Annotated in this window: 10 protein-coding genes; 9 read left to right on the top strand and 1 reads right to left on the bottom strand. The window is 70.3% G+C overall.

The genetic code is table 11. The features are described 5' to 3' along the window. Positions 1-473: 473 nt before the first annotated feature. Positions 474-755: a hypothetical protein gene (locus GUY59_RS28190; RefSeq protein WP_201761426.1), complete on the bottom strand. Its 282-nt coding sequence runs from the start codon at positions 753-755 to the stop codon at positions 474-476. A gap of 740 nt (positions 756-1,495) precedes the next feature. Between GUY59_RS28190 and GUY59_RS28185 the strand changes: the two genes are divergently transcribed. From GUY59_RS28185 to GUY59_RS28145, 9 genes are all read left to right on the top strand, one after another. Then, on the top strand, positions 1,496-2,488 hold the full coding sequence (locus GUY59_RS28185; RefSeq protein WP_236667578.1) for an alpha/beta fold hydrolase: 993 nt from the start codon (positions 1,496-1,498) through the stop codon (positions 2,486-2,488). Between the two features lie 44 nt (positions 2,489-2,532). Beyond that, complete coding sequence (moeZ, locus tag GUY59_RS28180) at positions 2,533-3,714, top strand: adenylyltransferase/sulfurtransferase MoeZ (RefSeq protein WP_132333081.1); 1,182 nt, start codon at positions 2,533-2,535, stop codon at positions 3,712-3,714. A gap of 22 nt (positions 3,715-3,736) precedes the next feature. Further along, positions 3,737-4,456 (top strand): hypothetical protein, encoded by a 720-nt coding sequence (locus tag GUY59_RS28175; protein WP_252374980.1) that lies wholly within the window; start codon positions 3,737-3,739, stop codon positions 4,454-4,456. Beyond that, positions 4,450-5,688: a S8 family serine peptidase gene (locus GUY59_RS28170; RefSeq protein ID WP_138201634.1), complete on the top strand. Its 1,239-nt coding sequence runs from the start codon at positions 4,450-4,452 to the stop codon at positions 5,686-5,688. Before GUY59_RS28175 ends, GUY59_RS28170 begins: the two co-directional genes overlap by 7 nt. A 53-nt stretch (positions 5,689-5,741) precedes the next feature. Then, positions 5,742-6,644, top strand: a complete 903-nt coding sequence (locus GUY59_RS28165; protein ID WP_132333083.1) for a hypothetical protein — start codon at positions 5,742-5,744, stop codon at positions 6,642-6,644. Further along, positions 6,638-7,786 (top strand): S8 family serine peptidase, encoded by a 1,149-nt coding sequence (locus GUY59_RS28160; protein ID WP_138201633.1) that lies wholly within the window; start codon positions 6,638-6,640, stop codon positions 7,784-7,786. The genes GUY59_RS28165 and GUY59_RS28160 overlap by 7 nt, the downstream gene beginning before the upstream one ends. A 47-nt stretch (positions 7,787-7,833) precedes the next feature. Further along, the gene (locus GUY59_RS28155; protein ID WP_138201632.1) at positions 7,834-8,193 is read left to right on the top strand and encodes a hypothetical protein; all 360 of its coding nucleotides are present in this window, start codon (positions 7,834-7,836) and stop codon (positions 8,191-8,193) included. After that, positions 8,190-8,495, top strand: coding sequence for an MGMT family protein (locus GUY59_RS28150; RefSeq protein WP_171055416.1), 306 nt, complete (start codon positions 8,190-8,192; stop codon positions 8,493-8,495). Before GUY59_RS28155 ends, GUY59_RS28150 begins: the two co-directional genes overlap by 4 nt. A gap of 207 nt (positions 8,496-8,702) precedes the next feature. Continuing rightward, on the top strand, positions 8,703-11,450 hold the full coding sequence (locus GUY59_RS28145; RefSeq protein ID WP_138201630.1) for a CDP-glycerol glycerophosphotransferase family protein: 2,748 nt from the start codon (positions 8,703-8,705) through the stop codon (positions 11,448-11,450). Positions 11,451-11,603 lie beyond the last annotated feature (153 nt).

The raw sequence follows: 11,603 nt of genomic DNA, 5'->3' as shown, positions 1-11,603 counted from the left end.
GCACTCGTGGTCGCGCCCGCGGCGACCACGCCGCCGGTCAGCGCCGTGCTGACGGCGAGGCCTGCGATAACACTTTTAAGCTTGGGCATTGCGTTTTCCCCCTAAAGGATCGATTGCCCCGTTCTCTCATTCCTGCGATCGCGAGGATCGGCGGGAAGAGATCGGATTCCTCGCTAGCGATTCATCCGTGGTCTACATATATCCGACTCAAAGGCTAACTAACCGGAATTGTCCAGTTTTGCCGGATAGTAGAGACCTGCATGGCTTTTGTGGGGGCGGCCGCCGGCGCGGCCGGTTGCCCGTGCAAATGCAGCGAGGGCTCCCTGGCCGACGCCAGTGGAGCCCTCACCGGGAGTGCCGTGCGAGATGAGGAGAAATGAGCCCGTTATTCGCCGGTCGTGTTCACGTCGCTGTGCACGACGGCCATTCACGGAGAACGGTGTTCATCCCTGCGCCATCATTTCACGGTCATGTCACCAGCCACGGTGGTGGCGGTGGCGACGCTCCCCGTTCTCGTTGCGGTTGTCATTGCGGATGACGACGCAGATCTGGCCACGGTGGTGACGGCGGTGTCCCCAGCCCCAGCCACCGTGGTGGTGGTGACCGTGACGCTTGCAGTTGTGGCGGTGGCGCCGGTGGTGGCCCCAGCCCCAGCCCCAGCGGCCGTCGTCCCCAGTGACGACGGACGGGCCGCTGCGGACCGGGGTGTTGGCCTCGGCGCTGGTCGCGCTCAGGCCGACCACGCCGCCAGTCATCGCCGTGCTAAGGGCGAGGCCTGCGATAACACTCTTGAGCTTGGGCATTGCGTTTTCCCCCTAAAGGATCGGTTGCCCCGTTCTCGACGTTTCCGGGTACCTGAAAACAGGTCTTGGACGGCTGCTGAAGAGTCATCCGTGGAAAGTCATTTCCGGGGCCGTGGGCGGGCAAACAGGAATCACCCTATTTTGCTGTGCATTAACAATCTTATTGCTCGGCTTAAACGTCTATCCAATGAAATGGCATGATATGTCCGATTGTGCCGGTTCGCGGGTGGCGGCAGCACGGAATGGCGGGCATTCAATGCCTGGCGTCCGGGATCACCCGGGCGCGTGAGCGTAATGCCCTCGGCTGATTAGGCGTACGTATTCGCGGACGTGATGAAATGCCACGACCTGCAGGCGGCACCAATTAGCGCGCCGACGGGCATGCTCGAATGAGTACGGCGGCGCCGCACCCGTATCGATCCCGCCATTTACGGTGAGTGTCACGCTGATTACGCTAGGTGTCGCTGGTCTGATGCTTTCCGGACCATGGCCCCCATAAACGGCAAACAGCAGCTTTTGCCGCAGTCTTGGGTTGTCATGAGATCCCTTAGGGATCTATGAAGCGATATATGTCGATATGTCCGAATCGGCTCGCCCTTCGAGTCCGCCCTCACGACCCGGTCCGGGCCATGAGGGGGTGGTTATCGTTGAGGTAAGGGGAAGAGACGTTCGACAGCGACGATGGAGGTTCGATGATGACCCCGGAGCCGATCCCGCACTGGCCGGGACGCATGATCGGCTCAGTGCACGTCCGATCCACCCAGCCGGCCCCGGGCGAGGCCTGGGCCGGGCACTCCACCGCCAGGCGGCCCCACGGCGAGGGGCCGGGCGCGGCGCACGCGCATGCGGTCAGGGAAGGCCCGACGGAGCAGGCCGTCTTCGTGCACGGGCTGGCGGGCTCGGCGACCAACTGGACCGACCTCATGGACGAGCTCAAGGACGAGGTCACCTGCCACGCCCTCGACCTGCCAGGCGCGGGTTTCTCGCCGGCCCCCGCCGACGGCGACTACTCCGTGGCGGGCCACGCCAAAGCCGTGATCGGCCTGCTGGAGCGGACGGGTCCGGCCCACCTGTTCGGCAACTCGCTCGGCGGCGCGGTCTCCGTCAGGGTCGCCGCGGGCCGCCCCGACCTGGTCCGCTCGCTCACTCTCATCTCACCCGCGCTGCCCGACCTGCTCCCCAGGTACGGGCCCGTCCGCGTGGCCGCCGCCGCGCTGCCCAAGCTCGGCGAGTGGGCGGCGAGCACGATGCGGCTGCTGCCGGCCGAGCAGCGGGTCAGCGCCTCGCTCGCCATGGTGTACGCCAACGCCGGCGCCGTCCATCCCGAACGCGTGCGCGACGCCGTCGACGAGCAGCGCAGGCGCGACGCCCTCCCCCACGCCGGTGAGTCCATGATCGCCTCCGCCCGGGGCATCGTCGCCGAGTACCTCCGCTTCGGCGAGGACAACCTCTGGCGTCTGGCGGCGAAGGTCGAGGCGCCGGCCCTGATCGTGCACGGGCGGCACGACCGCCTGGTCCGCCCCGCCATGGCCGCGAAGGCGTACCGTACGTTCCGGAAGGTCAGACTGGTGTTGCTGCCCACGGCCGGGCACGTGGCGATGATGGAGACGCCGCAGGTCGTGGCGGCGGAGGCCCGCCGTCTGATCGGTGAGACTCGATTGGGGAATGCCCGACTCGCCAGCTAGGTTTCAAGGTGAGATAAGACCCCCTGCAAACGGGAGCGTAGAAAGTGTCGTTGCCACCGCTGGTCGAGCCGGCCGCAGAGCTGACCGTCGACGAAGTGCGCCGCTACTCGCGTCACCTGATCATTCCCGATGTGGGCATGGCGGGGCAGAAGCGGCTGAAGAACGCCAAGGTGCTCTGTGTGGGCGCCGGGGGCCTGGGCTCGCCCGCGCTGCTCTATCTCGCGGCGGCCGGCGTCGGCACCCTCGGCATCATCGACTTCGACGTGGTCGATGAGTCCAACCTGCAGCGCCAGGTCATCCACGGCCAGTCCGACGTGGGCAAGCCGAAGGCCGAGAGCGCCGCCGCGTCGGTCCATGAGATCAACCCGCTGGTCGACGTCGTGATCCACAACACGGCGCTGAGCACGGACAACGTCATGGAGATCTTCTCCGGCTACGATCTGATCGTCGACGGCACCGACAACTTCGCCACGCGCTACATGGTGAACGACGCCGCGGTGCTGCTCGGCAAGCCGTACGTCTGGGGGTCGATCTACCGCTTCGACGGCCAGGCGAGCGTGTTCTGGGCCGAGCACGGCCCGTGCTACCGCTGCCTCTACCCGGAGCCTCCGCCCCCCGGCATGGTGCCGTCGTGCGCCGAGGGCGGCGTGCTCGGCGTGCTCTGCGCGTCGGTGGGCTCCATCCAGGTCAACGAGGCCATCAAGCTGCTGACCGGGATCGGCGACCCGCTGGTCGGGCGGCTGATGATCTATGACGCCCTCGAGATGAAATACCGCGACGTCAAGGTCCGCAAGGACCCGGAGTGCGTGCTGTGCGGGAAGAACCCGACGCAGACGCGGCTGCTCGACGACTACGAGGCGTTCTGCGGCGCGATCTCCGACGAGGCCGCCGAGGCCGCCAGCGGCTCCACGATCACGGCGCAGGAGCTCAAGGGCATGATGGACCGCGGCGAGGACATCTTCGTCATCGACGTCCGCGAGCCCAACGAGTACGAGATCGTCTCCATCCCCGGCGCCAAGCTGATCCCGAAGGGCGAGTTCCTCAACGGCTCGGCCCTGGAGAAGCTGCCGCAGGACAAGAAGATCGTGCTGCACTGCAAGTCGGGCGCGCGTTCGGCCGAGGCGCTGGCGGTCGTCAAGGACGCCGGGTTCTCCGACGCCGTCCACGTCGGCGGCGGCGTGCTGAGCTGGGTCAAGACGGTCGACCCGAGCCTGCCCAGCTACTGACGGTCTCGAAGGGGCGCCCGCCGTGGATTCCGCACGCCCCTGGCCCACCCTGGTAGTGGCCTCCGCGCTGACGCTGATCTGCGCGGTGGCCGCCGGGGTGGCCGGCAGCGCGGCGGGCACAGAGCTGACGCGCGGGCCGAGCACGGCCGAACTGCACGTGGCGGCCCAGCGCGAGCTGGCCGAACGCTGGCGCGCCTGGCCCACGGGCCGCATCTTCCCCGCCACGTTGCGCTACGCCGCGGAGCAGGGCGGGCAGGAACGTGCCTGGAGGATCGGCATCTCGCCGCACACCTCGTGCGCGGAGTCCGTGGACACCGAGGCCGCCACGCCACTGCGTGCCGCGGGGTGCCGCGGCGTGCTGCGGGCCACCTACATCGACGCGCTGCGCGGGGTGCTCGTGACGATCGGCGTCGTCGCCATGAACGACGAGAAGGGCGCGCTGCGCGCCAAGTCCGCCTTCTCCGGCAACGGCGAACCGGAGCCGGGGCTGCGGCCGCTGGCCTTCCGCGGCACGGTGGCCGACCGGTTCACTCCCGCGGTCCGCCAGGCCGGTTCCGTACGCCAGGCGGGCCCCTACCTCGTGCTGACGACCGCCGGGCAGGTGGACGGCCGGCCCGCGGACTCGGTCGGCGAACAGCGGCCCGCCATCTTCGCGTTCGCCACCGAGATCGCCGAGAGCGTGTTGTCCGAGCTGAGCACGCCGCGGATGCCCGACTGCACGGCCAAGGAGTGGGAGTGCTGAGGCGGGGCAGGGCTGGTCGTGTGCTGAGGCGGGGCGCGGTGGTGGCGGTGCTCGGACCGGTGCTGCTGCTCGCGACGCCGCCTGTCCGGGCCGACGACGTACGCGGCGGCCAGCAGGCGGTGATCGAGACGCTCGACCTCGCCAAGGCGTGGCGCACCACCAAGGGCGCGGGGGTGCTGGTGGCCGTGCTCGACTCGGGTGTCGACCGCCGCCATCGTGACCTGGCCGGGTCCGTACGCACGGGCAAGGATTTCACTGAGGGCGCAAACCCGCGGGGAGTGACTCCGCGCAGGTTGCACGGCACGTACATGGCCTCGCTGATCGCCGGGCACGGTCACGGAACCAAGAGAAAACGGGGGATCATCGGCGTCGCACCCGAAGCAGACGTACTGTCGGTAAGGGTCATCCTCGAGGACGAAGAGCCCGGTTTCCGGGAGTTCAACTCCGCCGAGCGCTTCGAGAACGTGGTGGCCCGCGGCATTCGCTACGCGGTGGACGAGGGAGCAGACGTGATCAACATGTCGATCTCCAAAGAGCTGGCGACCCGGCAGGAGCGTGCGGCCATCCGCTACGCCATCTCCAAGGGCGTCGTGCTCGTGGCCGCCGCAGGCAACCACGGCGACAGGAAGATCGACGGCGATTTCGCACCTTATTCCTACCCGGCGGCGTTCCCCGGGGTCGTCTCGGTCGGGGCGACGGACCGGCGGTTGCGGCGGGCCGCGTTCTCCAACCGGAACTCCTCGGTACTGGTGTCCGCGCCCGGCGTCGACATCATGGGCGCGGGCCCCGGCGACCAGTACTGGGTCGGCAGGGGCACCTCGCAGGCGACCGCGCTGGTGTCGGGGGTGGCCGCCCTCATTAAGGCGAAATATCCGGATATGTCGCCGCCGCTGGTCGCCCGCGCCCTCTCCGCCGGCGCCACCGACAGGCCCCCCGGCGGCTACGACACCGCCACCGGCTTCGGCGTCGTGAACGCCGCCAAGGCGCTGACCGAGGCCGCCCAGCTCGCCGGGCACGCCGAGACCGCCAAGGGCGCCGACGCCCACGACCCGGCCATGCCGCTGGCCGGCGGCGACGCGGGCCCCGTCAAGGTCATCGCCAGGGACCAGCGGCAGGTCACGCTCTACTTCGCCGTCGCCGCCGCGGCGGGCTCCGGTGCGCTGGCGTCTCTGGCCGTCATATTCATCCTGGTCAGGCGGGTACGCCGGGCGCAGAGCTCACAAGAGGCATGATCCGCCTCCTTAGGGGGACGAAATAGACAAGCGAACGCGGGAACGAGGCGGTGGTGAAGGCACGTAGGACGACCTCAGGGCTTCCGCGCGCCGAGGGGGAGGCCGCGCAGCGACGGAGCAACCCGCTCGGCGCCGCGCCCGGCCGAAGGTCACGCGTACGCGCATGGCCGGCGGCCGGCTCCCGCACGCGCTCGGCCGCCCGGCAGCGCGCCCAGATGGACGAGCTCAGGCAGGGCATCCGCTACCGGCGCATCTTCGTCACGCTGCTCGGCGTCATCATCGCCGTCTCCGCCGTCGTCGTGCTGCTCGGCACGGTCGGGCTGGTCGCCGAGACCCGCTCAAGGCCGCTGACCGCCGCCGAGCAGAACCAGTACAAGGACGAGGAGATCGCCAGGCGCTGGCAGGCGTGGCCGGCCACGGGCGTCTTCCCGGAAGAAGTGAAGTACGTCGGCCTCGACCGCGCCCAGCAGTACGCCAGGCGCGTCGGCATCGCCCCCGAGACCGACTGCGGCAAGGGTGTGGACACCTCCGTGGCCGAGGTGCTGCGCAGCCACAACTGCCGCACCATGTTGCGGGCCACGTACACCGACCAGACGGCCGCGTTCGTCATCACCGTCGGCGTCGCCGTGCTGGAGAACGAGGAGTCCAGGGTCTCGGCGACGGACGAGCTCGCCAAGGACGACCGCGTCGGCGTGCTGCCGGTCGCCTTCCCCGGTACGGTGAGCGAACGTTTCGGCCGTGATCAGCGCCAGCGCACCGGCTGGGTGGGCGCGGGACCGTACATCGTGTTCTCGACGGCGGGCTACGCCGACGGCCGCACGAGGGCCGCGGTCCCACCCGAGGAGATTCTGCACAGTGAGCTGTGGCCGGCGGCCAAGTCGGTCGGCAACCAGATCGCCTACTTCCTGGCGGACCCGCCCAAGGTGCCGCCCTGTACCCAGGGGAACGTGTGCTGAACGTTGTACGCACGCTCACGGCCGCGCTGCTCGTCCTGGCGGGACCCAACGCCGACCCCGTACGCGACCAGCAGCAGTGGGTGCTCGACGCGCTCAACGTCGAGCGGGCCTGGTCGGTCACCAAGGGGGAGGGCGTCACCGTCGCCGTCGTCGACAGCGCAGTGGACGGCGAGGTCAAGGAGCTCAAGGGCCGGGTGACCGCGGGCCCCGACATGACGTCGGGCGCGGTGGCCCGCGAGGTGTCGCCGGGCAAGCACGGCACCGCCATGGCGGGACTGATCGCCGGCTCGGGCGAGGACGACGGCTTCACCGGCGTCGCACCGGGCGCCCGCATCCTGTCGCTGCCCCTGGTCACCGACGAGGAGCCCACGATGGTGACCCCGGCTCCCGACCAGGGACGCCCGTCGGAGAGCCCCTTGGCCCGCGCCCTGCGCTACGCCGCCAACCACGGCGCCCAGGTCGTCAGCATGTCGATCGGCTCCTACGGCCCGCTCAGGTCGGAGCGCGAGGCCGTCTCCTACGCGCTCGGCAAGGGAGTCGTGCTGGTGGCCGCCGTGGGCAACGACGGCCAGACCGACTACGCCAGGAAGGAGGGCACCTCCTACTGGAGCTTCCCCGCCGGCTATCCCGGTGTCATCGGCGTGGCGGCCACCGACAAGCAGGGCAGGCGGGCGACGTTCAGCAGCGACAACCTGTCGGTGCTGGTCGCGGCGCCCGGGGTCGGCGTGCCCGTGGTCAAGCGCGAGAGCGGCTACGAGATGTCGCAGGGCACCAGCTCGGCCGCCGCGCTCGTGGCGGGCGTGGCCGCGCTGATCAAGTCGCGCTATCCGAAGATGCGGCCGGAGCAGGTGGCCCAGGCCCTGTCGTCGAGCGCCAAAGGGCGGCCCGCCGCCGGTTACGACGACCGGACCGGGTTCGGCGTGGTCGACGCGGGAGCCGCGCTGAACGCCGCCGAGCGCCTGACCGGCGCCAAACGCAGCGTCGTGCCGGGCATGGAGCACTTCGGTGAGGGCGAGGACTCGCCCGTCCCCGCGCGTCCGGGGCCCGACCCGATCCGCCTCGCGTTGTACGGCGGCGGCGTGCTGGTGGCGCTGGTGGCCTTCTGCGGCGCGGTCATCATGCTCAATCAGCGTAAGGAGTGAAAGCTCCGTACGACGGGAGGAGTAAAGATCCGCTATGGTCCCCCGTCATGGGATACGAGCTGCGGGTGGTGCGTGAGTCACCACTCGCCTTCGCGGAGCTCGCGAAGGCCATCGCGCCGGCCGGGTTCGAGCTGCGTGGATCTGACGAGATCGTGGCAGGTCACGCGGGTGCCGCGCACGCGGTGGCGCGCTGGAGGGACCAGCTGATCGGCGAGCCCGGCTCCGACTGGCAGGTGGCACAGCTCCTGCGGTTGGCGGCCGCGCTCGGCGCCCGGCTCGTGGGCGAGGATGGCGAGGTCTACGCCCTGCGTGACGGTGTCATCGAGGTCGAGGCGGACGGCGGCACGGTGGAGATCGGAAAGTTCGACGAGATCATCGAAGCGGGACCCGCCGCGTGGGGTCCATGAACCCGTTCGCGGAGAAGGTGCTCGAACTCGTCGAGCGCATCCCGCCGGGCAAGGTCATGGCCTACGGCGACATCGCCGAATATCTCGGCGAGGGCGGTCCGCGCCAGGTCGGCGCGGTGATGTCGACGTGGGGCGGCGGCGTGCCCTGGTGGCGGGTCGTGCACGCGGACGGAAGCGGCGCGGCCCCCGACCACCTGCGCAGATGCCTGGCCCACTGGCGCGAGGAGGGCACGCCGCTGCGCGGCGAGCGGGTGGACATGCGGCTGGCGCGCTGGGACGGGCGTTCAGCGGATTTTCAGTAAGTGGTCTGACCAGCACTTTCGCCGAACGGGCGATTCTGTGACATGTGACGCCCATTACCATGGGCAAAACACTGATGGCGGCCCGAAAGGCGGTGCCTCCCTATGGCCACCGGCGTTACAGCCCGAAGCCAGGGCGGCGATTCGCTCGCCGACCGCCTGAAGGCTGTCCAAGATCTTTGTGATCGTGGCGAGCCTCTCGAAGCGGTCATGCGAGCGGTCGGCCCAGGCGGTCGCGACGCGGCGTTCGACACCGAGGTGCTGAGCGGTTCCCTGGGGAGCCGCATCGACCTCGCGGTCAAACGCGGCGCGGCGCGACGGCGCGAGCTGCTCGAGCTCGTCCGCCCCTACCTCGCGGGCGTGGACGCGCGCGTCAAACGCGACCTGCCGGTCGCGCGCCGCGTCATCTGCCACCTGATCGAGCACCGCCCCGACGAGGAGCTCGTCGAGGGCGAGACGCTCACCACGGTCGTCGCCGCGGCGGCCGAGCCGTCCAAGCGCATCCGCAAGGGCCTGCGCTGGTACGCCGACCTGCCCTTCGGCGACCAGCTGCCGTCCGACCTGCTACGGCTGCGCCGCTCCGACCTGGTCCCCGTGACCCACATCGACGACATCGTCTGGGCCGACGGCAAGCTGCGCGTCACCGGCTTCGCCTACCTGGCGGGCCTGTCCGTACGCAGCCGCAGGTTCAACTGGGCGACCGTGGTGCTGCGCGGCCCCCGGTGGTTGCCGCCCATCCGCATGCGCACGCGCCGGGTCCTCGCTCCCGAGGCCACCCACGGGGCACGCGAGCCCGGCTGCAACTACGACTGGTCCGGTTTCACCGCGGAGCTCAGCCCGTGGTCGCTGCGCTGGCGCGGCGCCGTGCGCGGCGCGGTGTCCGCCGTACGCCGCCGCATGCGCCACCGGCCCTCCGTGCCCGACGCCACGACGTGGCGCGCGGAGATCGTGTTCTGGAGCCGGGGGGCGCGGGCCACCGGCCTGCTGCGCGGCTTTTCGATCGGCAGGGCGGAGCGGCCGGCCGGCCGCCGGTTGAAGCCCGGCTGGTGGGCCAGGCCGGTCTGGACGTCCGACAGGGCGCTGCAGATCGTGCTCCAGCCCAACCGGGCCGAGCTGAAGGGCGTCTCCGTCGACGGCGAACGCCTCGAGCTCACGATCTCCCTGCCCGGCCGTACGGTGACCAAGGGCCACGCCCGGCTGGGCGGCCACCGCATCGCCGCCGACTTCACGCCTTCGGGCGACGGCACGCAGGTCGTCGTCGGGCTGGCCGTGCCCGCGCTGTTGCAGGAGAAGGACGGCCGGCGGCTCTGGGTCGAGCCCAAGGGCGACCCCGCCGCGTCCGTCATGCTCGCCGATCTGGTGGAGACCCGCACGACCGTGGGCGACCGCGAGATCACCGTGCTCGGCGACCGGCGCGACCGCGTCGTCGTCTCCGCCCACCGCATCCGGCCGGTGATCACCTCGGCGGTCTGGGAGGGGCCGGAGCTGGTCCTGCGCGGCGACTATCCCGACGCCGTCGGCCCCCGCACGCTCACGTTGCGCCACAGGTCGGGGCTGTCCTACTGGATTCCCATGGAGCGGTCCGGTGACGCGTTCACCGTACGCGTCCGGCCGGCGGGGATGGACCGGTTCGGCGATGCCGTGCCGCTGGCGTCCGGCACCTGGAACATGTCGCTGCGCCACCCCTCGGGCGAGATCGTGCCGCTGCGCGTCGACCATGCCGCGCTGCCCGGGTTCGACGAGGATCCGCGCACGTTCGACGGGCGCACGTACCGGATGATCTCCACGCGGTTCGACGTGCCGGTGGTGACGGTCGAGGAGGACCGGCCCGCCGACGAGCGCGGCGTGGCCGGCACGCATGTGCTGCGCCGCGTGTTCTACCCGGCCCAGCGCACCGAGCCGCTGACGGACGCGACCGTCTACGTCGTCAACGACGGCCGCCTGTACGCCGACAGCGTCCGCGCCATCTACGAGGAGCGTCTGCGGCGGGGCGACGACCGCGAGCACATCTGGATCGTCAAGGACGGCGCGTTCGTGCCGCAGGGCGGCGCGACCGTCGTGCGCGCGGGCAGCCGTGAGCACCACGCGGCGCTGGCCAGGTCGCGCCACATCATCGCCAACGCGTTCCTGCCGACGTGGTTCCGCGCCCGCGAGGACCAGGTCGTGGTGCAGACGTGGCACGGCACCCCGGCCAAGCACATGGGCAACGACCAGCCCCACATGCAGCGCGACCCGAGGCCGCCGATCTGGCATCGGCAGGCGGCGGAGGTGCGCGGCTGGGACCTGCTGCTGTCGCAGTCGCCGTGGGCGACCCCTGTGCTGCGCAAGGCGTTCGGCTACAAGGGCGAGGTGCTGGAGAGCGGCCTGCCCCGCAACGACGTGCTCACCTCGCCCGACCGCGAGGCTCTCGCGGCGGCGGTGCGCGCACGTCTCGGGCTGGCGCCGGGCAAGCGGGTGATCCTGTACGCGCCGACGTGGCGCGACTACGACCGCAAGAACGCCATGGTCAAGCTCGACCTCGCCAAGGCGCGCGAGGCGCTGGGCGCGGACCACGAGATTCTCGTACGCGCCCACCCGATGCAGGCCATGCCCGCCGTCCCTGATATCGCCCGCGACGTCACCACATATCCGGATATCGCCGAGCTGCTGCTGGTGACCGACGTCCTCGTTACCGACTACTCCTCGGTCATGTTCGACTTCGCCTGCACCGGCCGCCCGATTGTGTTCTACGGCTACGACCTGGCGAAATACTCGTCGAAGCGGGGTCTCTACATCGACCTGCCCGAGCAGGCGCCGGGGCCGGTGCTGTCGACGTCGGCCGAGGTCATCGACGCGCTCAGGTCGATCGACGAGGTCGCGGCGGCACACGCGGACCGTTACGACGCCTTCCGCGCCACGTTCGCGCCCAAGGACGACGGCAAGGCCACGGCGCGCGTGGTGGACCACCTCTTCCCCTGACCGCGAGCGCCGGAACAGGTGACGCCCAGGGCGAACAGCGAGGCGGCGTGTCGCCGGGGATCTGGATATTTGCCTCGATACGGTAGGCGGATCGTGCGGGGAGACCGGGCAAGTCGGCACGATCTACCCCTGTGGTCTGGTGGAATCTAGTGT

Source organism: Nonomuraea sp. K271 (genome assembly GCF_009908215.1).
Classification (GTDB): Bacteria; Actinomycetota; Actinomycetes; order Streptosporangiales; family Streptosporangiaceae; genus Nonomuraea; species Nonomuraea longispora.
This window is presented reverse-complemented; position numbering and strand designations above follow the sequence as displayed.